General features: G+C 39.4%; 27 protein-coding genes and 1 pseudogene. 21 read left to right on the plus strand and 7 right to left on the minus strand.

Going from position 1 to position 23,421, the window contains the following annotated elements; translation table 11 throughout:
- Positions 1 to 545 precede the first annotated feature (545 nt).
- On the plus strand, positions 546 to 1,280 hold the full coding sequence (locus MHB69_RS08380) for a poly-gamma-glutamate hydrolase family protein (RefSeq protein WP_024427035.1): 735 nt from the start codon (positions 546 to 548) through the stop codon (positions 1,278 to 1,280).
- A 76-nt stretch (positions 1,281 to 1,356) separates the two neighbouring features.
- Positions 1,357 to 1,806, plus strand: coding sequence for an OsmC family protein (locus MHB69_RS08385; RefSeq protein WP_034281924.1), 450 nt, complete (start codon positions 1,357 to 1,359; stop codon positions 1,804 to 1,806).
- A 47-nt stretch (positions 1,807 to 1,853) separates the two neighbouring features.
- On the opposite strand, the gene MHB69_RS08390 is transcribed toward MHB69_RS08385, so the two are convergent.
- From MHB69_RS08390 to MHB69_RS08405, 4 genes are all read right to left on the minus strand, one after another.
- The gene (locus MHB69_RS08390; protein WP_034281925.1) at positions 1,854 to 2,222 is read right to left on the minus strand and encodes a multidrug efflux SMR transporter; all 369 of its coding nucleotides are present in this window, start codon (positions 2,220 to 2,222) and stop codon (positions 1,854 to 1,856) included.
- 15 nt (positions 2,223 to 2,237) lie between these two features.
- On the minus strand, positions 2,238 to 2,555 hold the full coding sequence (locus MHB69_RS08395; protein ID WP_041117460.1) for a multidrug efflux SMR transporter: 318 nt from the start codon (positions 2,553 to 2,555) through the stop codon (positions 2,238 to 2,240).
- 2 nt (positions 2,556 to 2,557) lie between these two features.
- The gene (locus MHB69_RS08400; RefSeq protein WP_046311052.1) at positions 2,558 to 3,100 is read right to left on the minus strand and encodes a TetR/AcrR family transcriptional regulator; all 543 of its coding nucleotides are present in this window, start codon (positions 3,098 to 3,100) and stop codon (positions 2,558 to 2,560) included.
- A gap of 112 nt (positions 3,101 to 3,212) precedes the next feature.
- Positions 3,213 to 3,476, minus strand: a complete 264-nt coding sequence (locus tag MHB69_RS08405; RefSeq protein WP_025093279.1) for a hypothetical protein — start codon at positions 3,474 to 3,476, stop codon at positions 3,213 to 3,215.
- Positions 3,477 to 3,580: 104 nt separating this feature from the next.
- On the opposite strand from MHB69_RS08405, the gene MHB69_RS08410 reads away from it, so the two are divergent.
- From MHB69_RS08410 to MHB69_RS08450, 9 genes are all read left to right on the plus strand, one after another.
- Positions 3,581 to 3,982, plus strand: coding sequence for a YmaF family protein (locus MHB69_RS08410; protein ID WP_034281930.1), 402 nt, complete (start codon positions 3,581 to 3,583; stop codon positions 3,980 to 3,982).
- A gap of 70 nt (positions 3,983 to 4,052) precedes the next feature.
- The gene (miaA, locus tag MHB69_RS08415; RefSeq protein WP_034281931.1) at positions 4,053 to 5,009 is read left to right on the plus strand and encodes a tRNA (adenosine(37)-N6)-dimethylallyltransferase MiaA; all 957 of its coding nucleotides are present in this window, start codon (positions 4,053 to 4,055) and stop codon (positions 5,007 to 5,009) included.
- A 25-nt stretch (positions 5,010 to 5,034) separates the two neighbouring features.
- Complete coding sequence (gene hfq / locus MHB69_RS08420; RefSeq protein WP_024424088.1) at positions 5,035 to 5,256, plus strand: RNA chaperone Hfq; 222 nt, start codon at positions 5,035 to 5,037, stop codon at positions 5,254 to 5,256.
- Positions 5,257 to 5,418: 162 nt separating this feature from the next.
- Positions 5,419 to 5,739: a YmzC family protein gene (locus MHB69_RS08425; protein ID WP_046311054.1), complete on the plus strand. Its 321-nt coding sequence runs from the start codon at positions 5,419 to 5,421 to the stop codon at positions 5,737 to 5,739.
- A gap of 79 nt (positions 5,740 to 5,818) precedes the next feature.
- Positions 5,819 to 6,031: a hypothetical protein gene (locus tag MHB69_RS08430; protein ID WP_003212415.1), complete on the plus strand. Its 213-nt coding sequence runs from the start codon at positions 5,819 to 5,821 to the stop codon at positions 6,029 to 6,031.
- 265 nt (positions 6,032 to 6,296) lie between these two features.
- The gene (gene nrdI, locus MHB69_RS08435; RefSeq protein ID WP_008360380.1) at positions 6,297 to 6,689 is read left to right on the plus strand and encodes a class Ib ribonucleoside-diphosphate reductase assembly flavoprotein NrdI; all 393 of its coding nucleotides are present in this window, start codon (positions 6,297 to 6,299) and stop codon (positions 6,687 to 6,689) included.
- Positions 6,649 to 8,751 carry a class 1b ribonucleoside-diphosphate reductase subunit alpha gene (nrdE, locus tag MHB69_RS08440; RefSeq protein ID WP_024424086.1) on the plus strand — a complete coding sequence of 701 codons (2,103 nt, stop codon included), beginning with the start codon at positions 6,649 to 6,651 and terminating at the stop codon, positions 8,749 to 8,751. The genes nrdI and nrdE overlap by 41 nt, the downstream gene beginning before the upstream one ends.
- 17 nt (positions 8,752 to 8,768) lie before the next feature.
- Positions 8,769 to 9,749: a class 1b ribonucleoside-diphosphate reductase subunit beta gene (nrdF, locus tag MHB69_RS08445; RefSeq protein WP_024424085.1), complete on the plus strand. Its 981-nt coding sequence runs from the start codon at positions 8,769 to 8,771 to the stop codon at positions 9,747 to 9,749.
- Positions 9,750 to 9,833: 84 nt separating this feature from the next.
- A complete protein-coding gene (locus MHB69_RS08450) occupies positions 9,834 to 10,451 on the plus strand; it encodes a hypothetical protein (protein WP_342496164.1) in 618 nt (205 codons plus the stop codon).
- 67 nt (positions 10,452 to 10,518) lie between these two features.
- On the opposite strand, the gene MHB69_RS08455 is transcribed toward MHB69_RS08450, so the two are convergent.
- Positions 10,519 to 11,277, minus strand: coding sequence for an N-acetylmuramoyl-L-alanine amidase (locus MHB69_RS08455; protein ID WP_176967420.1), 759 nt, complete (start codon positions 11,275 to 11,277; stop codon positions 10,519 to 10,521).
- Positions 11,278 to 11,597: 320 nt separating this feature from the next.
- On the opposite strand from MHB69_RS08455, the gene spoVK reads away from it, so the two are divergent.
- From spoVK to glnA, 5 genes are all read left to right on the plus strand, one after another.
- The gene (gene spoVK, locus MHB69_RS08460; RefSeq protein WP_024424083.1) at positions 11,598 to 12,557 is read left to right on the plus strand and encodes a stage V sporulation protein K; all 960 of its coding nucleotides are present in this window, start codon (positions 11,598 to 11,600) and stop codon (positions 12,555 to 12,557) included.
- A 121-nt stretch (positions 12,558 to 12,678) separates the two neighbouring features.
- On the plus strand, positions 12,679 to 13,950 hold the full coding sequence (gene hflX / locus MHB69_RS08465; protein ID WP_342489990.1) for a GTPase HflX: 1,272 nt from the start codon (positions 12,679 to 12,681) through the stop codon (positions 13,948 to 13,950).
- 6 nt (positions 13,951 to 13,956) lie between these two features.
- Positions 13,957 to 15,237 carry an aminotransferase class I/II-fold pyridoxal phosphate-dependent enzyme gene (locus MHB69_RS08470; RefSeq protein ID WP_342496165.1) on the plus strand — a complete coding sequence of 427 codons (1,281 nt, stop codon included), beginning with the start codon at positions 13,957 to 13,959 and terminating at the stop codon, positions 15,235 to 15,237.
- A 91-nt stretch (positions 15,238 to 15,328) separates the two neighbouring features.
- On the plus strand, positions 15,329 to 15,739 hold the full coding sequence (locus tag MHB69_RS08475) for a MerR family transcriptional regulator (RefSeq protein ID WP_267586338.1): 411 nt from the start codon (positions 15,329 to 15,331) through the stop codon (positions 15,737 to 15,739).
- 60 nt (positions 15,740 to 15,799) lie between these two features.
- On the plus strand, positions 15,800 to 17,134 hold the full coding sequence (gene glnA, locus MHB69_RS08480) for a type I glutamate--ammonia ligase (RefSeq protein ID WP_024427046.1): 1,335 nt from the start codon (positions 15,800 to 15,802) through the stop codon (positions 17,132 to 17,134).
- A 342-nt stretch (positions 17,135 to 17,476) separates the two neighbouring features.
- Here the strand turns inward: glnA and MHB69_RS08485 are convergent, their stop codons facing one another.
- Positions 17,477 to 17,974: a GNAT family N-acetyltransferase gene (locus MHB69_RS08485; RefSeq protein ID WP_041117472.1), complete on the minus strand. Its 498-nt coding sequence runs from the start codon at positions 17,972 to 17,974 to the stop codon at positions 17,477 to 17,479.
- A 196-nt stretch (positions 17,975 to 18,170) separates the two neighbouring features.
- On the opposite strand from MHB69_RS08485, the pseudogene MHB69_RS08490 reads away from it, so the two are divergent.
- Positions 18,171 to 18,269, plus strand: a pseudogene (locus MHB69_RS08490) (hypothetical protein); the annotation flags it as partial.
- A gap of 36 nt (positions 18,270 to 18,305) precedes the next feature.
- Here MHB69_RS08490 and MHB69_RS08495 read toward each other — a convergent pair.
- Positions 18,306 to 18,551: a hypothetical protein gene (locus MHB69_RS08495; protein ID WP_241770687.1), complete on the minus strand. Its 246-nt coding sequence runs from the start codon at positions 18,549 to 18,551 to the stop codon at positions 18,306 to 18,308.
- A gap of 211 nt (positions 18,552 to 18,762) precedes the next feature.
- Between MHB69_RS08495 and MHB69_RS08500 the strand changes: the two genes are divergently transcribed.
- The 4 genes from MHB69_RS08500 (at position 18,763) to MHB69_RS08515 (ending at position 23,419) form a co-directional block, all read left to right on the plus strand.
- Positions 18,763 to 19,602, plus strand: a complete 840-nt coding sequence (locus tag MHB69_RS08500) for an SMI1/KNR4 family protein (protein WP_342496166.1) — start codon at positions 18,763 to 18,765, stop codon at positions 19,600 to 19,602.
- A 557-nt stretch (positions 19,603 to 20,159) separates the two neighbouring features.
- Complete coding sequence (locus MHB69_RS08505) at positions 20,160 to 21,269, plus strand: hypothetical protein (protein WP_342496167.1); 1,110 nt, start codon at positions 20,160 to 20,162, stop codon at positions 21,267 to 21,269.
- Positions 21,270 to 21,404 (plus strand): hypothetical protein, encoded by a 135-nt coding sequence (locus MHB69_RS08510; RefSeq protein ID WP_254966822.1) that lies wholly within the window; start codon positions 21,270 to 21,272, stop codon positions 21,402 to 21,404.
- An 89-nt stretch (positions 21,405 to 21,493) separates the two neighbouring features.
- Complete coding sequence (locus MHB69_RS08515) at positions 21,494 to 23,419, plus strand: T7SS effector LXG polymorphic toxin (RefSeq protein WP_342496168.1); 1,926 nt, start codon at positions 21,494 to 21,496, stop codon at positions 23,417 to 23,419.
- Positions 23,420 to 23,421 lie beyond the last annotated feature (2 nt).

A 23,421-nucleotide genomic window follows, 5' to 3' on the forward strand; every position in this document is an offset into this window, starting at 1 on the left:
TTACGTTATGAGAATGAGAACTGCTTGGTTCGGATTCTTGTCCCTCCTTTTCTTTATATTGGCGGCTTGCTTATGTCTTTCAAAAAAGAAAAGCGCTTACATTTTGTAAAATAATAGAAAAAGGTGGAAATCATATAGAATCTGCCGATGATAGGTGGGAGAGTTCTTCTGAGAGAACCAGTGAAACAAAGGATTTTGCAGAAAAAGGAGGGCTGTGGACAGGGTCAATGCTCATATAAATGTGATGCGTGACAGATGGAAAACATCAAATCCTTATCAAAAAAAGCCGAATTAAAGAAAACAGACTGGATAGGACTAGGTCATATTAAACATAACGTCATTTGTTTGTCATACTATTCTAACTCTGTTTTCAAAGAGGAGAGGCGTTTCTGTGTATATAAATGCAATTATCTTATTTTTGAGGAATCTCATGATCTAGAGTGTTATGATCAAACGTGAAGAGAAAATGTGGAAAAAATGATAAGAAATGATGATTCAATATAAATCATAGAAACGGCTTAGAAATCTGTTAAAGGAGAACGGGAATGAAGAAGTTTTTTGCTTTGCTTCTCCTGCTTGCGATCGGATGGGGCGTTTATTATACCATGCAAGCACAGGAACATGATGAGCCAGTGTCATCAGGTGGGGAAGACGAAAGCGGTTCAAATGATATTTATCGAAATTTTAAAGAACTTGAAGAAAACGAATCAACGAGCAGCTATAACATTACAGCCAACCCAGTGCCCGGCAGCCGCCTTCTTGTGATGTCACCTCATGGCGGGAGGATCGAAGGCGGCGTGAGCGAGATCGTCCATTTTTTTGACAACGATTTTTCGACGTATTTATTTGAAGGTCTAAGAGAGAATGCATCAGAACTTCATATTACAAGTACAAACTTTGATGAGCCAATCGGCGTCGCGCAGGCAAAAGCACATGATTACATTTTAGCAGTGCATGGATACAAAGGCGAGGAAGGAATTGACCATACTCTCGTCGGCGGAACAGATTACGATCGTGCAGAGAAAATTGTCAACTCATTAGAGCGGAACGGGTTTTCTGCTGAACTGGCTGTCGCACACGCAACCCTGAGCGGGACAAGCAATCATAATATTAATAATCTTACAAAAACAGGGCAGAGTGTGCAGCTTGAGATTAGTAGAAGTCAGCGTGAAGCTTTATTTGACAGTTTCGATTTTCGGAGGCGGTCAAGTACAAAAAACGAGACATTCTATCGTTATGTCAGGGCGATTCGGACAGTGCTGGATGAAGAATATACATAATGGCTGTGCACATGCTAAGACAAGCAGGGGAATTCTTGTTACACTATGAACAGTGATAACAAAAGGAGAGACGGATATGGCGCGTCATCATTTTCATCTTCAGGCAAGCTGGCCCGGTCTGCGTAACGATGTGGGTACAATCGCATGTGAACAATTAAAAACAAAGATTTCGATTCCAAAGGAAATGGACGGTCCTGGTGTTGGAACCAATCCAGATGAGATGCTCTTAGGTGCAGCGGCTACGTGTTATATCATTACACTTGCAGCCATGATGGAGCGGAGTCAATTAGAGAAAGAGGATCTATCGATGAGCTCTGAAGCCGTCGTAGATGTGACAAATGGTGTGTTTACTTATGAGGAAATCATTCATCGACCTGTCATCACCCTTAAAGAGTCCGCTTCTGCACATGAAATTGAGCTTGCTCGTAAGCTTGCACATAAAGCCGAAAGCTCATGTATGATCTCAAGAGCTGTTCAGGGGAATGTGAACATTTCTTTAGAAGAAACCATTCAAGTCGGCCGTTAAAAACAAAAAAGTCATTTTCTCTTGAAATATGGAGAAAATGACTTTTTTTATGACGTCCATTCGGTTTGATCGAGTTGTGCTTTGGTTTCGTTCTGTTGCTTCTTGGACTGATTTAAGACAATCACGCCGCAGATGACAAGTGCAAGGCCGATGAAGCCTTTCGTGCTGATGGTTTCGTTAAACAGCACAAGTCCTACAAGAGCGGTAAGGGCTGTTCCAACGCCAGACCAGGTTGCATAGGCAGACGAAAGCTCAATGGTTTTTAGTGCCAAACTGAGGAAAGTAAAGGCGCAGCCAAATCCGATCAGTACCCCAATACTCGGCAGCAGCTGCGTAAAGCCTTGTGAAAGCTTCAGCATTGTACTGCCAAAAACCTCCGTTAAAATGGCTCCTGTTAAGTAGAGCATTCCTTTCATGATCTCTCACATCCTTTATGACATATTCAATAGTACGACCCCTGAGACAAGCATCGCCATCCCAATGACTGCTTTTTGGTTCAAGGTTTCTTTGAAAAAGAGCACGCCAAAAATAGCCGTGAGGACCGTACCAACCCCAGACCATGTTGCATAAGACATGCTAAGTGGAATGATGTTCAGCGTCAATGACAGCATATAAAAAGCAAGTGTATAGCCAGCCACAACGGCAGCGCTAGGCTTCCAGCGCGTAAAGCCATTTGATAATTTTAACATCACGGCGCCAATGGCTTCTGAAAAAATGGCAACAGCCAAAAAAAGATATCCGAGGATCATGATCATCCCTCCTCTAATAGGTGTAAAATCCGATGAAGTAAAAGGGTTTTTTCCTCTCTTTTCAGCGGTTCAAGCTGAAACATTTCTGAAAACCATATCCCATCACATGCAAGGCGGATCAGCTGACTCAGTGTAGGATCGCTTATTTCCTCAGCTGCTTTTTCTTTGAACTCCGCATAAAAATCACGCCAAGGTTGCAGCAGCGCATCATCAAATGACATCGTAGCCAGCATACTTGTACATAGCTGGGTCGTATGCTGCATATCTAAATCATGTAATGTGGCCAATATATATGCGCGTACATAAGGCGCTTTTTCGTGTTTGTATGTTTCTTGATACGTCTCGAGCTGCTGACGAAAACAAAGAATCGCATGCTCATTCATTTTTTGGATGAGCTCTTCCTTGCTTGAAAAATGATAAAGCAGACCAGCTTTGGTCATATTTGCATGCTCTGCCACCTGCTGAAGGGTGAGCTGGCTGACTCCTTCTTTTAGAATTGTGCTGGCAGCCGCGTCAAAAATTTGCTCTTTTTTGGTTTTAGACATAAAAAAAACACCTACTTTACTGAACAGTCGGTAAAGTAAATGTTAACCCATGAAAAAAGAGTGTGTCAATCGATTCATTTTATGAACGGATGTTTTCACTTAAACGTCATATTTAATACCAAGGGTATGGTCCATATGGCGGGAATGGCGGATAAGGATATCCAAATCCTGGAGCAAGCAAAGATCCAGCAAGCAGACCGCCAGCAAAACCACCTAAAAATGGAGGTCCAAAGAATCCAGGTCTTCCAAAGCCAAAGCCTGGGCGGCCAAATCCAAAACCGGGTCTCCCAAATCCAAAACCAGGTCGGCCAAACCCAAATCCAAAAGGTCTTCTCATGTCTTCTTGAATAAACGGAGGTGCGTCAAAATAATTCATAATAAAAGGCTCCTTTCTCATAAAATCACTGTAACTGACATCAGTGTATTCCAGTTGCCTACATATGTTTGGATGAACGCCTAATATAAGGAGGAATGTTAGAAATGGGCCTGTATCCATCTGATTGGGCAAAGTGTCCGCCGCATGCTCATGCATATAAAGCACGTACGGATGTAACAGAGGGGCATTATCATTTAATAGAAGGTATTTCTCAGCCTGTGAATGGAAGCAATACCGACCGGCATACTCATTTTTATCGCGGAATCACTTCCTTTGAAAGAGGGCATTTCCACAGGTACTACGGGGTCACAGGGCCTGCAATTCCGAGAGTGGATGGAACACATTATCACGAGATCGAGGAAGTCACCTATTCAGCCTATCTCGATTCTGTACCCATCCCATATGGAGGTGTCGTCTATAGTCCAGATGAGAAGCGGCCAACCCATAAGCATCGTTTAAAAGGAAAAACATATGAAGTGGTTGGAAATGAACCGCTTGGCTGGTGATGGGCAGGATATAGGAGAGTAAGAAAAGTTATGCTATACTGTAGGCAGTTTTGTAAAAGTGAGTGATGTTATGAATAAAGCGAAGCAGCCAGTAATCGTGTTAGTAGGGCCGACAGCTGTCGGCAAAACCAAATTGAGCATTGATATAGCCAAAGCATTTAATGGAGAGATTATCAGCGGGGATTCGATGCAGATTTATAAAGGGATGGATATCGGAACAGCTAAAATCACCCCCGAAGAAATGAATGGCATCCCGCACCATTTAATTGATATTAAACAGCCGGACGAATCTTTTTCGACAGCTGAATTTCAGCAGCTGGTTCGTTCGAAGATCAAAGAGATTGCCGCTAGAGGGAAAACGCCAATGATTGTCGGCGGAACAGGCCTCTATATCCAATCTGTTTTATATGATTACACATTTACGGATGAGAAAAGTGATCCTGCTTTTAGAGAAGAAATGACGCTCTTTGAACAGCAGCACGGCGCGCTTTTGCTGCACGAAAAGCTAAAGGCAGTAGATCCTGATGCGGCAAACGCTATTCATCCAAATAACGTCCGCCGCGTGATCCGGGCGCTGGAAGTGATTCATACAACAGGTCAGAAAATGTCGGAGATGCAAAACGGGCATCAAGAAGTTCCTCTTTATGATACAGCCTTCATTGGGCTGAAAATGGATCGAGAGGTTTTGTACGAGCGCATTCATCAAAGAATTGATATGATGATAGATGAGGGCTTAATTGAAGAAGTGAGAGCACTTTATCAATCTGGCTTGAAGGATTGTCAGTCTGTTCAAGCCATTGGTTATAAAGAGCTGTATGCCTATTTTCAAGGTGACTGCTCACTTGATGAAGCCATCCAGCAATTAAAGCAAAATTCCCGTAGATATGCGAAGCGTCAGTTCACGTGGTTCCGTAATAAAATGGCGGTCACTTGGTTTGATATGACACCGCCTTGCCACTTTTCAGACAAAAAAGAGGAAATTTTCGCATATATAGCAGGAAAGCTTGGACTTAAAGCGAAACTGTAGTTATCAGAATCAAGGAGGACGAAACATGAAACCGATTAATATTCAGGAGCAGTTTTTGAATCAGATCCGCAAAGACAATACATTTGTCACAGTATTCTTGCTGAATGGCTTTCAGCTTCGCGGTCAAGTGAAAGGGTTTGACAATTTCACGGTGCTGCTTGAAACAGAAGGGAAGCAGCAGCTTATTTATAAACACGCCATTTCTACATTTGCACCTCAAAAGAATGTAAATCTAGAATTAGAATAGGATATGTTGTATTTAAAATAGCCCCATGCCTCTGCGAATAAACCGGCCGGAACCCGCTACGTTTTTTGTCAGTGCAGAGGGGCTATTTTGTATGCAATGAAACTTTTCTGCCAATTTTCCGTATAATTCCTTATTGGATATTAGAAGGGTGAGGGGATTCATATGGAAAATGCAGAGCTTGAATTAAGAAGGATTAGAGTGATCCTCCTTTTGATTGGAATTGTTGTCTTGTTTGGATCGTGCGCTATCTCAAACATTGAAACGAGACAAGAAAGTTGGAATAACCATTCTCATGAAAATGCAGATGGCGTTTTACCATCATCTGCTGCACTAAAAAATAATCATTTTGCTGTTGTGAAAGATGATCAAGTACATGTGTACCGGTTTGATGAAAAAGAAGGAGAGCTGACTCTCGTTACAACGAAATACATAGATGAATGGGACGACGAAGAATATGATGATGACCTTAATGAAGAAGAGTAAGCACGTAAATTTACAAATGAATGTGAAGCCGCTACACTATAATCATGCATCAGACATCTAGACAGAAAAGGATGAGTTCATGACACATAAAATTAAAATTAATCATTGGGAACAAACTTGTGAAGACGATTCCTGTTTCGAATATGGAACGAGTGTTTCTGTAAATGGGAAAGAATTAGTGAGAGAAGCTTCAATCGTTTCTGCGCTTGAAGCGGTGCTAAAAGAATTAGGTGTTGAAGTGGAAATTACAGAAGTGTCAGAAGATTTACAGTGCGATGCCTACAAAAAATAAAACAAAAAGTCTAGTCTACTAAGCGATTTTTTTTCGTGTTATGATAGATTTCGGTTTCAGTTGAATAGGGAGTAGAGCAGTCTATTTTTAGATCCTGTTCTGCTCTATTTATTTGAACGTACGAGTTCGGCTATGAAGGTTCGGCCGGGTTGGTTGATTTTTTTCGTTTCGAACATCTATATGTTGTGTTTTGAAAAAACATAGTATACTATATATAGTGAATAGCGAAATGATCAACAATACTAAAAACTAGGTCGTGATGGAATTGATTCAAATCGTATTTGATTCAAAAACAGGAAATGTTCAACGCTTTTTGGACAAGACCCCTTTTACAGACAAACGAAAATTGACTGGAGAAGAGTTTTTGGATACGCCGTTTATTCTCGTCACCTTTACGACAGGATTTGGACAAGTCCCTAGTACCACTCAGTCCTTTTTAGAGAAAAATGCTCACCTTTTACTAGGTGTTGCGGTGAGTGGCAACAAAGTGTGGGGAGATAATTTTGCAAAAAGCGCCGATACGATTTCTAAACAATATCAAGTTCCTATTTTGCACACCTTTGAACTAAGCGGAACAAAAAGGGATGTTGAATTGTTTACACAGGAGGTAGAAAGAATTGTCACAAAATCAGGTTCCAAAGTGGATACAATTAAATAACGAGATTATGATTCAAAAAGAAGGAAAGTTTCAGTTCGATAAGGACAAAGAAGCTGTACATAGTTATTTCGTAGATTACATTAATCAAAACACGGTCTTTTTTCACAATCTAGAAGAGAAGATTGATTACTTAATAGAAAACGACTACTATGAGGAAGAATTTTTAAGACAATACAGCATGGCAGATATTAAAGAAGTCTTTGAAGCTGCATATGCCAAAAAATTTAGATTCCCATCATTTATGAGTGCGTTTAAGTTTTACAATGACTATGCACTGAAAACAAATGATAAAAAGAAAATCCTTGAACGCTATGAAGACCGCATTTCAGTTGTAGCACTTTTCTTTGCAGGTGGGGATAAAGAAAAAGCACTTGAGTTTGTAGAACTGATGATCAATCAAGAGTACCAGCCAAGTACACCAACCTTCTTGAACGCTGGACGTAAAAGACGCGGTGAACTTGTGAGCTGCTTCTTGCTTGAAGTAAATGACTCACTAAACGATATTTCAAGAGCGATTGATATTTCCATGCAGCTGTCAAAACTAGGCGGCGGCGTCAGTTTGAACCTGTCAAAACTTCGTGCAAAAGGCGAAGCAATCAAAGATGTCGAAAACGCGACAAAAGGTGTCGTCGGCGTGATGAAGCTTCTTGATAATGCATTCAGATATGCAGATCAAATGGGGCAAAGACAAGGATCAGGCAGTGCTTACCTGAATATTTTCCACAGAGATATCAATGATTTCTTAGATACGAAAAAAATCTCTGCCGATGAAGATGTTCGCGTGAAAACTCTGTCCATCGGAGTCGTCATCCCGGATAAATTTATCGAGCTTGCTAGAGAAGATAAAACAGCTTATACCTTCTATCCGCATACAGTCTATAAAGAATATGGACAGCATCTTGATGAGATGGACATGGAAGAAATGTATGACGAGCTTGTAGAAAACCCGAAAGTCAAAAAAGAAAAAGTCAATCCGAGGAAGCTTCTTGAAAAATTGGCTGTTCTACGCTCAGAATCAGGCTATCCATATATCATGTTCCAAGATAATGTAAACAGAGAGCATGCCTTGAACCATATTTCACGAGTGAAATTCTCAAACCTTTGCTCAGAAGTGCTTCAGGCTTCAGAGGTTTCTTCTTACACGGACTATGATCAAGAAGATGAAATCGGTCTTGATATTTCTTGTAACCTTGGTTCGTTAAATATCATGAATGTCATGAAAAACAAATCGATTGAAAAAACGGTTAAGCTTGCAACAGACTCACTAACGCTTGTGTCTGAAACAACAGACATTCGCAATGCACCAGCTGTTCGAAAAGCGAACAAAGCGATGAAGTCAATCGGACTTGGTGCGATGAACCTTCACGGGTATTTAGCTCAAAACCAAATTGCCTATGAAAGTGAAGAAGCAAGAGATTTCGCAAATACATTCTTTATGATGGTGAACTATTATTCAATTAAACGCTCAAGTGAGCTTGCGAAAGAAAAAGGAGAAACATTCCATCGTTATGAAGGCTCTGGCTATGCAACTGGTGAGTACTTCAATAAATACGTGGAGAATGATTTCACACCAAAAACAGAAAAAGCAGCAGCGCTATTTGAAGGCATGCACATTCCAACAAAAGAAGACTGGGCAGCACTTAAAGAATTTGTAGCGGAACATGGCATGTATCACAGCTATCGTTTATGTATTGCACCAACAGGTTCCATTTCTTATGTTCAATCGGCAACAGCCTCTGTGATGCCAATTATGGAACGTATCGAAGAAAGAACATACGGCAACAGCAAAACCTATTACCCAATGCCAGGTCTTTCAGCACAAAACTGGTTCTTCTATAAAGAAGCGTACGATATGGACATGTTTAAAGTGGTCGATATGATCGCAACAATTCAGCAGCACGTCGATCAAGGAATCAGCTTTACACTATTCTTAAAAGATACGATGACAACGCGTGATTTAAACCGCATCGATCTTTATGCACACCATAAAGGCATTAAGACACTTTATTATGCAAGAACGAAGGATACAGGGCAGGAAGGCTGTCTTTCTTGTGTTGTTTGATTAAAGGAGAGTTTAACGTGACAAAAATTTATGATGCAGCCAACTGGTCAAAACACGAAGACGATTTTACACAAATGTTTTACAACCAAAATGTGAAGCAGTTCTGGCTTCCAGAAGAGATTTCCTTAAACGGAGATCTCTTAACATGGAAATATTTAGGTGAAAAAGAGCGAGATACGTACATGAAGGTACTTGCCGGACTGACTTTACTTGATACAGAACAAGGAAATACAGGGATGCCGATTGTTGCTGAACATGTGGACGGCCATCAGCGTAAAGCTGTACTCAACTTTATGGCAATGATGGAAAATGCGGTGCATGCGAAATCATACTCCAATATCTTCATGACACTTGCACCAACTGAAACGATCAGTGAAGTGTTTGAATGGGTCAAGAAGAATAAATTCCTGCAAAAGAAAGCAGATATGATTGTCAGTTTATACCGTTCGATTCAAAAGGACGATCCTATTTCTCTCTTTAAAGCAATGGTTGCTTCTGTTTATTTAGAAAGCTTCCTATTTTATAGTGGTTTTTACTACCCGCTTTATTTCTATGGACAAGGAAAGCTCATGCAAAGTGGTGAAATCATCAACTTAATTTTGCGTGATGAAGCGATTCATGGTGTGTATGTTGGATTATTAGCACAAGAAATTTACAACAAACAAACACCCGACGTGCAAAAAGAGCTGTATGATTTCTCTATTGACCTTTTAAACGAGCTTTATGAAAATGAACTTCATTACACAGAAGATATTTATGACCAAGTTAATTTATCGCATGATGTGAAAAAGTTTATTCGTTACAATGCCAATAAAGCGTTAATGAACCTTGGATTTGCCCCTTACTTTGAAGAAGAAGAGATCAACCCTATTGTATTGAATGGACTCAATACAAAAACAAAGTCGCATGACTTCTTCTCAATGAAAGGGAACGGCTACAAAAAAGCAACAGTTGAGCCGTTAAAAGATGACGACTTCTTCTTTGGAGATGAATCATAAGGAAAGCGTAAAAGTCAAAACGCATCACTCGTTTTGGCTTTTTGCCATTTCTAACAATGTGTTACATACTGGAGGTTACCGAACATGGGAAAAATGGACGAAATCATTTTAGTTGCACCACGCGCACGCGTGTTCCAAAACGAAACACTTGCGTTTAATGGTGTGAACAGTGAAGAGAAAACAATCAGCACAATAATGAAAGAAATCGAAGAGCACTTCGAGCAAATGCGAAGAGGCGATGCAGAAGAAAATCCTGACTTCAAGCAGCCGATTCCTTATGTTGTGATTAAGCGTGAGGACGAAGTGTATGTATACGAAAGACTTCAAGGCGGGGGAGAGACTCGCTTACATCATAAGTTATCTCTTGGCTTTGGGGGGCATATGAATTTCATCGAAGGAAAAAACTTTGCTGAGATTCTAAAAGAAAATACAGATCGTGAGCTGGACGAAGAACTTTCTATTCAAGAAGAAGACAAACTTGAAATGAAAACCCTTGGATTAATCAATGACGATGACAACAGTGTCGGCCGTGTGCACATCGGACTGTTATCAGCGCTTGAGCTATCTCCGGGTGCTCATGTGGAAGTAAAAGAAACAGATCAAATCTCAGGAAAATGGATGAAAGCAGCCGATTTGAAAAGGCCTGAATACTTCGACCGTCTTGAAACATGGTCTCAATTTGTTGTCAACATCCTAGCGTAAATGAATACACAACAAACCGGCTCAGCAGAAGACTTGAGCCGGTTTGTTTCGTTACAACAGCTTCAGCTTATTGGAAAACGAATGCGTCGTGACCGGCCTGCTTCAATCTTGCGACGAGATCATCTGCATTTTGTTTTGTACGGAAAGCCCCGGCCTGTACTCGGAACATGCCGCCGTCTAATACAACAAACGCGTCAAAGCCTTTGGATTTAAGTGTTGCTGCTAATTCATCTGCATTGGCTTTCACTTTGAAAGCTCCTGCCTGCACTTTATAAAGATTACTTGCTTTTTTTTTCAATTGAAAGGCTTCTTCTAGACCAGTCGCATGAGCGCGAGCGATGCCTTGAAGGAAGGTTGCGTTGCGGAGCTTATTAGCATCAGCTGCCGTATCAATGAAACCATTCTCTGTTAAAATAGCGGGCATAGAAGTTTCTCGAAGAACGTGGAAGTTCGCAGTTTTCTTGCCGCGGTTCGCAAAATCAACCGAGCGGACAATTTCATCATGAAGGGCATTGCGATACGTGGTGGTCGGTGCTGAAACGCCAGGATACACATAGCTTTCAAACCCTGTGCCCCCGCCAGCATTAATATGAATAGACACGAAATAGTCTGCCCCCCAGCTGTTTGCCGCATTCGTACGCTGGGACAAAGTGACGGATTGGTCAGTTGAACGACTTAAGCGGACGGAAACCCCATCATATTCACTAATCAACATGTCTCTCAATAAAAGCGCGATTTGAAGTGTTATATTTTTCTCCAAAAGTCCATTAGCACTAGCTCCAGAATCTGTTCCTCCGTGGCCAGGATCAATAAAAATTTTCACCATCTATTCATCACCTCGTCTTTATTTTATGAGAGAATAGAAGAATTGCCTGTACAAAATGCGGAAATCATTGAGACTCTTTTCTGCATCATTTGTGATCAAAAAGCTACATTTTTCTAAGAAAAAGCAAATTGTTGGTTTGTCCGCCCAAACGGGATGAATACAATGGAAATAGCACATCATTTCCTGGGAAACCGCAGAAATCCCTACAATATTCGGTGTCTCGGGTCATTTTGACAGCAAACTTGGGCTTAAGCGGGCGATTGTCACGATTACAGCTCCACCCGAATAGAATAAAGAGAGAAGAGCGAGAGGTGAATACGTTGGAGCGAGCTGTCACATATAAAAACAACGGCCAAATCAATATTATACTTAACGGACAAAAGCAAGTATTGGTTGATGCAGACTCAGAGGCAGAATACCTGGAAGCCTTGCAGAAAAATGAGGCAAAACACAGCATCTTACGGGAAATAGAGCGTGAAATGAACAGCCTTGTCGGTATGGATGAAATGAAACGAAACATAAAAGAGATTTATGCTTGGATTTTTGTTAATCAAAAACGGCAGGAACAAGGGTTAAAGGTAGGAAAACAAGCGCTTCATATGATGTTCAAAGGAAATCCTGGCACAGGAAAAACCACAGTTGCAAGACTTGTCGGGAAGCTTTTCTTTGAAATGAATGTGCTCTCAAAGGGTCACTTAATTGAAGCAGAACGCGGTGATCTTGTTGGAGAGTATATTGGTCATACAGCGCAAAAAACAAGGGATTTAATTAAAAAATCACTAGGTGGTATTTTGTTCATTGACGAAGCCTATTCTCTTGCGCGCGGAGGAGAAAAGGATTTTGGAAAAGAGGCGATTGATACCCTTGTAAAACATATGGAGGACAAACAGCACGAATTCATTCTCATTCTTGCTGGCTACTCCAAGGAAATGGATCATTTTCTTTCTTTAAACCCCGGCCTGCAATCAAGATTTCCAATCAACATCAGCTTTCCTGATTATACAGTCGATCAGCTCATGGATATTGCAAAACGAATGATGGCAGACAGAGAATATGTATTTACACAAGAAGCCGAATGGAAGCTGCGGGATTATTTAATGCACATTAAAAGTACCACAAGCCCGGCAAAATTCAGCAACGGCCGGTTTGTGCGAAACACCATTGAAAAAGCCATACGAACCCAGGCGATGAGACTGCTTCTTGTGGATCATTATGATAAAAAAGATCTGCTGACCATTAAAAGTCACGATCTTCAAATGAAAGAGGATACGCCTTCTTGAAATGGCGTATCCTTTTTATAAAGAGTCACTAAAATAAACCATCCGAATAGTGGTATACGTGTGATGTGTTTGGTATGATGGTACTACTGAAAACTTAAGTACAGAAAGGAAACAACTAACGTTGAATGAACATGAAATGACTGAAAAAGCGATCCTTGTCGGCTGCCAATTGCCGCATGTAACGGATGAACGCTTTCAATACTCAATGGAAGAATTAGCTTCCTTAACCAAAACGGCTGGCGGTGAAGCTGTCAGCGTGATGACGCAGAAGAGAAATAGACAAGACAGTGCAACGTATATCGGTAAAGGGAAAGTAGAAGAACTTGAAGTGCTTTGCGAGGAACTCGAATGTGATGTCGTTATTTTTAATGACGAGCTTTCTCCAAGCCAGCTAAAAGCTTTGGCGACTGCTTTAGATGTGAAAATTATTGATCGTACGCAATTGATTTTAGATATCTTTGCAAAAAGAGCCCGTACAAGAGAGGGGAAGCTGCAAATAGAGCTTGCCCAGCTTCAGTATGCCTTGCCGAGACTAAGTGGACAAGGGATCAGCCTCTCAAGACAAGGGGGCGGAATTGGCGCAAGAGGTCCAGGTGAAACAAAACTTGAAACAGACAGACGCCATATTCGAAACCGCATTCATGAAATTAACGGGCAGTTATCTGCAGTCAAAGAACACCGAACAAGATACCGGGAGCGCCGAAAGAAAAATGGTGTGTTCCAAATTGCCATTGTCGGGTATACGAATGCCGGAAAATCAACTTTGTTTAACCAATTAACAGAAGCGGATAGTCATGAAGAGGACCTGCTGTTTGCGACACTTGATCCAATGACACGTAAGATGACATTAGAATCTGGCTACAGTGTGCTGATTTCAGATACGGTTGGCTTTATCCAAGACCTTCCGACCACACTGATTGCCGCATTTCGTTCCACCCTTGAAGAAGTGAAGGAAGCCGATTATTTGCTTCATGTCATCGACTCTTCTAATGAGGATTATGAAGGACATGAACGAACGGTTCATGAGCTTTTAGAAGAATTAGAAGCGGACCGAATTCCGATGCTGACTGTTTATAACAAAGAAGATCAAATTAGACCAGATTTCATCCCATCTTCAAAACATCGCCACATCTTAATCAGTGCTAAGCGCAAAGAAGATGTAAAAAGGTTAAAAGCGGATATTATGGCCGAGCTGAAAAAAGCCTTTTTAAAGCCATATCATGTAAAGATTCCAGCGCATGAAGGCAAGCTCATCTCCGCATTAAAATCAGAAACGCTTGTGGAATCACTAGAATTTCAAAAAGAAGCAGAGATATATGACATCACCGGATATAGTGGTGAGGATCAGACCATTTTAGGTCAAATCAAGAAGTATATGTTGGAAAGGAATTAAATCAAGATGTTTCACACATTAAAACACGGCAGTATTTTAGAAAAAGCAGCAGCAGAAACAGAACAAGAGATTTTACACGTGCATCAGCAAATTGATCAAACGAGTGAACAAAATGAGTGGCGGGTGCTTGAAAGCTATCGAAAGCACAAAGTCAGTGACTCTCACTTTAATCCGACGACTGGATATGGCTACGATGATATGGGGAGAGACACATTAGAAAAGATTTATGCGGATGTCTTCGGCGGAGAAAGCGGGCTTGTGCGTCCGCAAATTATTTCTGGTACACACGCAATTTCCATTGCCTTATTTGGTGTGCTGAGACCTGGCGATGAATTGATCTATATGACGGGAAAACCATACGATACGCTAGAAGAAATTGTCGGGATTCGCGGGAAAGAAGGGACAGGCTCATTAAAAGACTTCCAGATTGACTACAAAGCCATTGATTTACGACAAGATGGATCCGTTGATTATGAGAAAGTTAAAGAGTCAATTTCCTCTAAAACAAAAGTCATCGGCATTCAGCGTTCGAAAGGCTATGCGTCAAGACCATCCTTTACAATAGAAGAAATTGAGCAAATGATTTCATTTGTGAAAGAGATGAATGAAGAAATCATTGTGTTTGTAGATAACTGTTATGGTGAATTTACTGAATTGCAAGAGCCGTGTCATGTCGGAGCTGATCTCATGGCCGGTTCACTCATTAAAAACCCAGGCGGAGGCCTTGCCAAAACAGGCGGCTACATCGTTGGAAAAGAAAAATGGGTAGAAGCTTGCTCTTATCGAATGACTTCTCCAGGCATCGGCAGTGAAGCGGGTGCATCGCTGTATGCGCTTCAGGAAATGTATCAAGGCTTTTTCTTGGCGCCGCATGTTGTAGCTCAAAGTTTAAAAGGCGCAGTATTTACGGCTCGTTTTCTTGAGAAGCTCGGATTCCAAACAAACCCAGCGTGGAATGCGAAAAGAACGGATTTGATTCAATCAGTCGAATTTGGGGATCCTAAAAAAATGATTGCGTTCTGTCAGGCAATCCAGTATGCATCTCCGATTAACAGTCACGTCACACCACATGCAAGCTATATGCCGGGCTACGAGGACGATGTCATTATGGCAGCGGGCACCTTTGTACAAGGGGCCAGTATCGAATTATCAGCCGATGGTCCGATCAGACCGCCTTATACTGCCTATGTTCAAGGCGGACTCACGTATGCCCATGTGAAAAATGCGATTTGCAGTGCTGTCGATGCCTTATTGGAACAAGGTTTTATTGAAGTACCTGCTCAATAAAAAAATCCATGTTAATATTCCTAACATCTTGTTGACACATAATATAACATGACATATAATAAATTTAAGCAAAGAGGAGGAGACAGTTGAGATGAGTGATAACATTCGCCGCTCAATGCCTTTATTCCCAATTGGGATTGTCATGCAGCTAACAGAATTATCTGCAAGACAAATTCGCTATTATGAGGAAAATGGTTTAGTATTTCCAGCAAGAAGTGATGGAAACCGCCGATTATTTTCTTTTCATGATGTTGATAAATTACTAGAAATTAAAAACCTCATCGAACAAGGTGTAAACATGGCAGGAATCAAAAAGCTTTTTGCCAAAGCTGAGGCAGAAAATCCATCGTCTGATACAAAGACGGAGGAAAAAACCACAGCGAAGCACAACTTGACAGATGATGAACTCAGGAAGCTACTGAAGAAGGAACTCATTCAGGCTGGACGTTTCCAACAAGGAACGACCTTTAGGCAGGGGGATATGTCAAGGTTCTTCCGTTAACCAATTAGCAAAAGCATTGCTATACACATTTTACCTTTTGTAGGGGAGGAGTTTTACGAAATGGCAAAGTACACAAGAGAAGATATCGTAAAATTAGTAAATGAGGAAAACGTAAAGTACATCCGTCTGCAATTTACAGACATTCTCGGAACGATTAAAAATGTTGAGATTCCTGTGAGCCAGTTAGAAAAAGCTCTCGATAACAAATGTATGTTTGACGGTTCATCTATTGAAGGATTCGTACGTATCGAAGAATCAGATATGTATCTATACCCAGATCTAAACACATTTGTTATTTTCCCTTGGACAGCAGAAAAAGGTAAAGTTGCACGCTTTATTTGTGACATTTATAAGCCAGACGGGACACCATTTGATGGAGACCCGCGTAACAACTTAAAGCGTATCTTAAAGGAAATGGAAGAACTAGGATTTAGTGATTTCAACCTTGGACCTGAGCCAGAATTCTTCTTATTTAAATTAGATGAAAAAGGCGAGCCAACGCTTGAACTAAACGATAAAGGCGGATACTTTGACCTTGCACCAACAGATCTAGGCGAAAACTGCCGACGCGACATCGTGCTTGAGCTTGAAGAAATGGGCTTTGAAATTGAAGCATCTCACCACGAAGTAGCACCAGGGCAGCACGAAATTGATTTCAAATATGCAGGCGCAATCCGTTCTTGTGACGACATTCAAACGTTTAAACTTGTAGTTAAAACCATTGCGAGAAAGCATGGTCTTCATGCGACATTCATGCCAAAACCATTGTTCGGTGTAAACGGATCTGGAATGCACTGTAACCTATCATTATTCAAAAATGGTAAAAACGCATTCTTTGATGAAAAAGCAGATTTACAATTAAGCGAGACGGCTAGACACTTTATCGCAGGTATCGTCAAGCACGCAACAAGCTTTACAGCGGTCACAAACCCAACGGTTAACTCTTACAAGCGTCTTGTACCTGGCTATGAAGCACCTTGCTATGTGGCATGGAGTGCACAAAACCGCAGCCCATTGATCCGTATCCCGGCATCACGCGGCATCAGCACACGCGTAGAAGTGCGCAGCGTAGACCCATCTGCAAACCCATACCTTGCACTAAGTGTATTACTTGCAGCAGGTCTAGACGGAATCAAAAACAAACTAGAAGCACCAGCACCAATCGACAGAAACATCTATGTCATGGACAAAGAAGAGCGTCTTGAAAACGGCATCTCTGACCTTCCTGCAACACTTGCAGAAGCACTCGAGCTGCTGAAATCAAACGAAGTCATGATCAACGCACTAGGCGATCACCTATTCGAGCACTTCATCGAATCAAAAGAAATCGAATGGGATATGTTCCGCACCCAAGTACACCCATGGGAACGCGATCAGTATATGTCTCAGTATTAATAATAAAAACCCCTTGGAGCCATTGGCTTCAGGGGTTTTTATTTTGGTCAAAAAATAACGGAATAATATTTTTGGTCTTTGACCAAAATATGAACAAGAAAATTTGAAGTTATGAATTTAGGCTCACACTGCGAAGCAGAGTGGGTTTGATTTTATTAAATGGTGCGTTTTATCTTAGCGCTATAGCTTTAGGTGGTCTAATTATTGCTGTAATTAAAATAATAAAGAGCCTCTGTCATTTTTGAGAGGCTCTTTATTTTAACCGTAGTACTTTCTAAATTTAAGGGAACCTATACAGCTCCTTTTTTATAATGAAATAAAGCGTATTGTAGATTGAAAACTTCAAGTCATATCTTTTCTTAATTTAAGTAGATTGTACCAAGTGAATCCACCGTGTTGCGAGTGTGATCTTCCATGATTTTTAAAACCAAGTTTTTCATAAAAGGGAATCAATTCTTTCTTACAAGTTAAAGTAATTCCTTCTCTCCTATTTTCTTTAACTAGTTCTTCCATTTTCTCTACTAATAATTTTGCTATCCTTTGGTTTCTAGCTGATTTTGAGACGACCAATCCTAAGATGCTTTGGTATCCACCTTTTGAGGTATTTTCCTTAATTTCTTCAAAAAGATCATCTGTAATATAAGGTTGATTAATAACAGGTCCATTAATATAGCCGACAATATTACCTTCTTTTTCTGCGACAATAAAAGTATCATTTATTAATCGAATCCTCTCAATTATAGCTTCTTTTGTAGCGGCCTCTTCTGTGGAAAAACCCTCATTTTCAATAACTAATAACTCATCTAAATCATCAAGTTGAACATTCCTTAAAATAACCATAATAGTTAGGACTCCTTTATATAATAAAAAATGTTTAAACTATAAAATTTTAGAACCCAAACAATAATTTGTCAAGAAAATCTTATACATTCGTTGTATCCAATAAGCATACTCTTTCATAATTTTATAAAATAAATCAATTTCACTTTCAGTAAAACTGTTACGTAGTAAATTATTTGCCTGTGTAAGTGCTCTAATTATCTTAGTCTTTATAGTTGTGAAAATAAATGAATGGTATAAAATGATTTGGCAATTCAGCGTTCCAGACGCAGAGATTTTGAAAGCGGAAGTTGAATGAGAAATAGATAGATTGGAAGAGGATCAAGATCTTCTAATCTATTATCAATTCATTTCCGAATTTAAAAATCCTTCCACCAGCATTTTCACCTAAGGAAGGAATAAGAATTCTTTTTCCATCTTCTCTTATATTTCCAAACTCTTTTTGTTTAAGAGCAGATGGTTTTTCTTCTGCTTCAAGGCCAGCATTTTTAAAAGCTTCAATAATATTGGCTGTCGTGAGCTGTTTTTCATTAGATGCTGCGCTACTGCAAGGCAAGCTGTTAGCATAATGAGACAAGTAAAAATGAATACAAAGAATTTCTTCATCATTGATCCTCCTGATTTTTAGGTGCAAAGGAAATTTTAGATGAAGTACCTTCTTTTTACTATTGTTTCGACAAAAATAGACAGCGTGAATAACTAATTAATTCTTTTATTTTGACTAAATTGTTAAAAATAATCATCTGGATGGTATACTTATGTGCATATTGTACTAGGAGGTATTCACCTTGAAACCATTTTGGGAAATAGACGAGGAAGGTTACTATACGTTAAAAAAGATCAACGAAGCAGAAATATCTAAGGCTGAAAAGAAACTTGGAGTCAATTTGCCAGATACATATAAAAAGCTCATTTTAGAACAAAATGGTGGTTATATATTTCATAATGCTTTTCCAACCCATCACTCTAATTCATGGGCTGAGGATCACATTCAATTTAATCACTTGCTGGGAATTGCTGAAGATGAAGGAATTATGGATAGTGCCTATTTAATAAAAGAGTGGGAGTTGTCAGAAGGGCTTGTTCTAATTAGCGGGGATGGCCATACTTGGGTAGCGATGGATTATCGAAAAACGAAAAAGAATCCTCCAATTCATTATTTTGATGTTGAGATGGAAGAAGACTTTAAGTTAGCAGATTCTTTTGACGAGTTTATTGAAGGTCTTTATACAGCTGAGTACACTGTTGATGAGGAAGCAGCAGAGGGTGAATATGAACTTCATGAAGATCATTTAAGTAAAGAAGAACTTGAAGCCATATTAGAGTTGGACGTTCTTGATGAAGGAAATCTGCATAAAATTCAATATTACCCAATGGTTGATTTGAACGAAATTGAATGGTTTTTTAAAAAGATGCAATATCATATTGAAAAAACAAAAGATGAAGATGCGCTTTATCAAGTAGCTGATACGATTCTCTGCATTTTCTTATTAAATCAAAATATGCCGATTAACGAAAAAATTAGTGAGATTCTGGATCAAATTGTTAAATTTTTAGAAAAAAATGATAACCCACTACTAGTGAATCTCGGAGAAAATATTGCGATTGAAACAGAATTTCTATCTTAGTAGAACGATCTTAAGTTGTCCTTTCTAGAGAAATTATCGGAAATGGCTAAAGAAGAAAAAGTGAAAAAGCTGATGAATTTAAATTTTGTATTTTTTTCTATAAATATCTGTTAATTTATGCCGAATTCCACGCCTCTTTTTCCGTTAATAGGATTGTGAAACTTTGAATCTCTATCTATATGTAGGTCTAATTTTAGATGTACGATTAAACCAATCGGCAAATAAAATAAGGGGGCTGAGCTTTTTGTAGTTGAGAACAAATGTTTAATTATCTACTTTGATTTCATTATGATAAGAATATGATTGACCCCTTCATGAACCTGGCTGAAACTCAGTCAGGTCTTTTTTATATCAATTTTAAAACATGAAGGCGGTCATTCTAAAAGAAATAAGTAGGCAGCTCCTCTCTTATAACCAACTCTTCTAATTACACACCATTCAATTATTATCATATTTGCGGGATACCGAAAATTTCTATTATGAGTAGACTCACTTTACATATGTTGTAAATCACGTGTTAGAATATACAAGGGATTTGTTTTGAAGGGGGTAAAGGGATGACAGAATTAATTGCCTCTCAGGAGGTAGGAAACATGTTAAACACCTGGAATCTTGCCATACAAAAAGGGGATTTGTCGACAGCTATTGAAATGCAAGATGACATAGACAAGGCAATCGAACAAATGGAAGAAAATCAAGATATTCTTTTGTATTATCAACTATTAAGCTTTAGACTTAAGCTGAAACTTCAGAATATTAGCAAAAACCTAGATAAGCCATTCTTTGAGAGGAATGCACCAGACGAAAAAGAAGAGAAGACAAACAAACTCATGTCCTATTACTTCTATTTCTATAATGGGATCTATCATGACTACTTACAAGATTATGATAAGGCGCTAAGTTATTTCAGAATAGCTGAAAAGAAGTTGGCCTATGTTGATGATGAAATAGAAAAAGCAGAATTTCATTATAAATTAGCTGTTCTATTTTATGATTTGAAAATGACTTTCTTATCTAAATATCATGCTCAAATTGCTTGTGACACATTTAATGCACATGAATCATATATCAAAAGACAAATTAACTGTAGAATGCTGCATGCGCTGAACTTAATTGATCAATTTGAATATGAGAAAGCAAGTGAACTTTTTAACGAAGCAGAGAACATGATCCGAAGTATCAATGATAATCATTTAATTATTCATCTCTATTACAGCATGGGTTTTTTGGAAAGCAAAAGAGAGAATGCTGAGAAAGCATCTGCATTTTTTAGACGCACACTGAGTTATGAAGAAATTGAGCAACAAATGTTATTAAAAATGAGATGTTTATATGAACTAGCCAGAATAGAAGTATCAAATCAAAGCAATGAAGTGATTGAGTGGGTTGATCTAGGCATTTCTTTGTCGGAACAAGTGAACCATCACATTTTTCAAATTAAATTTAAATTGTTAAAAGAACTATTATATGAAACAAATGACACTCAACAAGCCAATATCAGTAATTTGTGTGCAGAGCTTGAAGAAAGAAGAGTTTGGGTTGATTTAGAGGAAATCTTGGTTGATGTGGCGAAATATTTAGAGGAAAAAGGCTTGTTGCAACAATCATTGAGTTATTATAAAAGAGCCTTACAAGCAAGTCAATTTGTAGGAAAAGGAGTGAATTAAATGAAAAAGTCTTTTTTTATTCCATTATCAATAGCTGTAGTAGCATTAGGTACACTTTTCTTTACAAATGGTTTCATTCAACCTCAACATGATGATGTCCAAACCGTCGCATCAAGAGGGAGCTCTGGAGGATAATTGGTTAAAAAACGATAAAGTGGATTAAAGTGTCAGACTCCTTATGGTATTCTAGTAAAAGAATATTCCATAAAAGGAGTCTTTTTTATATGAAAATATTAGATGCTCCATCTTTACTGTCAGCTGTCGAACAAAGATCAAAAGTCTATCAGGAGCTTCGAGACGAAATGCAGCATGTGAAAAAAGCATTAAAAAGTGTGTCAGGATTAGGTGATGAATTTACTGGAAAAGGTGCAGACAATATCAAAGCCTTTTATGAGGATCTTGCGCTTTACACGGACACTTATCTTGATTTTATCGATATGCAAAAAGCTTTTTTAGATGGGGTAAAAGGAAAGCTTGATGATGAATCGTTAGGCGGGAGTACATTTATTGATGAGCATTTCTTAGACGCTCAACTGAAACAAGGGATTCAGAATAATAAAGATATGGTCAAGGAACAAAAAGAAGCCCTATCCACTATTTTTGATGACATCAGTGATCTCATAGAACTGAATGTATTTTCAAGTAAAGAGGTCAATGAACATTTAGACGATGCAAACAAAAAAAGAAAAGAGGCAATTGATGCTGTACATAAATTAGATCATGCCCTAAAAACAGAGTACGAAAAATCAGAAGCGATTGAGAAACATCTTGCAACCTTTTATGCAAAAATGATGGCTGCTACAGGAAAAGGGAAAAATGCGCAGCCCATGTATTATGATGCAAAAGCATTTCATGAGACAGATGTGTACAAGAATCATGATAAAATCGATTCACAGGTGAAAGCATATTTAAAGGTGAAAAAAGAAGAAAAAGAGAAACGAAGAATCAAAGAATTAAAAGAAAAACTCAACGATCCTTCGTGTATATCAGAAGAAAAATACTTTGAGATTGTAGACGAAATTGGATATGAAAATCTTTCTTACGATCAAAAAATGTATTACAGCCAGCTTCTCCAGATCAAAGCGCAGGAAGAAGCATCAGAGGGATTCGTTGATGTTGTAAAAGGTGCAGCAGTTGGTCTATATGATGTGGCCAAAGATACAGTAGTTGGCATCTACGATCTTGTGACAGACCCTGGGGGTGCCGTTGAATCGGTCGTAACGGCTGTTTCACATCCAATTGAAACGTCGAAAGCGATTGGAAAGTCGATTTCAGACTCATTCCAAAAAGAAGTCGTCAATGGTGATGCATATTCTCGATCACACTGGTTCGCCTATGCGACTGGCTCTCTAGCAGAAATCGTCTTTGGTTCTAAAGGGGCAGGTGCCATCACAAAAACGGGGACAACAGCGGCCAAAACAACGGTGAAGAAAGGACTTGAACAAGGAGCAAAATCATTAGACAGAGTCTCTATTCCGAATCTATTGCCATACTCACCAAAGTTTCAAATGGCTGGCGGCCCGAAGCTGCCGTATAACGTGTTTGACGGAGAAAATCTCAAAAATAAACTCCTCTCCATGGCGAAGCGTCTAGACAACAATTCAGGATACGGCATCTCTAAGACAGGCAGACGCTTACCAGCACCAAAATCACCACCAACCGTTGTCAGTTACGGAGACCACTATGTGAGATGGAAACGTAAGAAAGTATTAAAACCGAATGTCGTTTATTCAACAAAGCAAGGCTACACCTACACAACCGATCACTACGGACGTATTGTCAAAGTCGAAGCAAGTGATTTAAAATACGGAGAGGTCAAAAGAAACCAATATGCCCAATCCAATTCAGGGAAGCCGGATCGATTACTAGATGATGATGGAGGTCACTTGATTGCAACTATTTTTAAAGGTTCAGGGGATATTGATAACCTACTTCCGATGAATTCACAAATTAATCGTAGTGGTGGGAAATGGTATCAGATGGAGCAGGAATGGTTGTCTGCACTCAAGGAGGTTCCGCCTGAAAAAGTCTCTGTCTATATTGAGGCAGTCTACCATTCAGACTCCTTAAGGCCTTCAGCTTTCGAAGTGAAATATAAAATAGGGGAAAGCACAGATTATATTTATATAAAAAATGAGTATGGAGGTTAACC

The sequence above is a fragment of the Bacillus sp. FSL K6-0994 genome (genome assembly GCF_038630815.1).
Classification (GTDB): Bacteria; Bacillota; Bacilli; order Bacillales; family Bacillaceae; genus Bacillus; species Bacillus safensis.

Excerpts from the sequence above, each read along its gene's own strand:
- MHB69_RS08380 (WP_024427035.1), top strand. The coding sequence starts at position 546 with ATGAAGAAGTTTTTTGCTTTGCTTCTCCTGCTTGCGATCGGATGGGGC.
- MHB69_RS08385 (WP_034281924.1), top strand. The coding sequence starts at position 1,357 with ATGGCGCGTCATCATTTTCATCTTCAGGCAAGCTGGCCCGGTCTGCGT.
- MHB69_RS08390 (WP_034281925.1), bottom strand. The coding sequence starts at position 2,222 with ATGAAAGGAATGCTCTACTTAACAGGAGCCATTTTAACGGAGGTTTTT.
- MHB69_RS08395 (WP_041117460.1), bottom strand. The coding sequence starts at position 2,555 with ATGATCCTCGGATATCTTTTTTTGGCTGTTGCCATTTTTTCAGAAGCC.
- MHB69_RS08400 (WP_046311052.1), bottom strand. The coding sequence starts at position 3,100 with ATGTCTAAAACCAAAAAAGAGCAAATTTTTGACGCGGCTGCCAGCACA.
- MHB69_RS08405 (WP_025093279.1), bottom strand. The coding sequence starts at position 3,476 with ATGAATTATTTTGACGCACCTCCGTTTATTCAAGAAGACATGAGAAGA.
- MHB69_RS08410 (WP_034281930.1), top strand. The coding sequence starts at position 3,581 with ATGGGCCTGTATCCATCTGATTGGGCAAAGTGTCCGCCGCATGCTCAT.
- miaA (WP_034281931.1), top strand. The coding sequence starts at position 4,053 with ATGAATAAAGCGAAGCAGCCAGTAATCGTGTTAGTAGGGCCGACAGCT.
- hfq (WP_024424088.1), top strand. The coding sequence starts at position 5,035 with ATGAAACCGATTAATATTCAGGAGCAGTTTTTGAATCAGATCCGCAAA.
- MHB69_RS08425 (WP_046311054.1), top strand. The coding sequence starts at position 5,419 with ATGGAAAATGCAGAGCTTGAATTAAGAAGGATTAGAGTGATCCTCCTT.
- MHB69_RS08430 (WP_003212415.1), top strand. The coding sequence starts at position 5,819 with ATGACACATAAAATTAAAATTAATCATTGGGAACAAACTTGTGAAGAC.
- MHB69_RS08450 (WP_342496164.1), top strand. The coding sequence starts at position 9,834 with ATGGGAAAAATGGACGAAATCATTTTAGTTGCACCACGCGCACGCGTG.
- MHB69_RS08455 (WP_176967420.1), bottom strand. The coding sequence starts at position 11,277 with ATGGTGAAAATTTTTATTGATCCTGGCCACGGAGGAACAGATTCTGGA.
- MHB69_RS08470 (WP_342496165.1), top strand. The coding sequence starts at position 13,957 with ATGTTTCACACATTAAAACACGGCAGTATTTTAGAAAAAGCAGCAGCA.
- MHB69_RS08475 (WP_267586338.1), top strand. The coding sequence starts at position 15,329 with ATGAGTGATAACATTCGCCGCTCAATGCCTTTATTCCCAATTGGGATT.
- glnA (WP_024427046.1), top strand. The coding sequence starts at position 15,800 with ATGGCAAAGTACACAAGAGAAGATATCGTAAAATTAGTAAATGAGGAA.
- MHB69_RS08485 (WP_041117472.1), bottom strand. The coding sequence starts at position 17,974 with ATGGTTATTTTAAGGAATGTTCAACTTGATGATTTAGATGAGTTATTA.
- MHB69_RS08505 (WP_342496167.1), top strand. The coding sequence starts at position 20,160 with ATGACAGAATTAATTGCCTCTCAGGAGGTAGGAAACATGTTAAACACC.
- MHB69_RS08510 (WP_254966822.1), top strand. The coding sequence starts at position 21,270 with ATGAAAAAGTCTTTTTTTATTCCATTATCAATAGCTGTAGTAGCATTA.
- MHB69_RS08515 (WP_342496168.1), top strand. The coding sequence starts at position 21,494 with ATGAAAATATTAGATGCTCCATCTTTACTGTCAGCTGTCGAACAAAGA.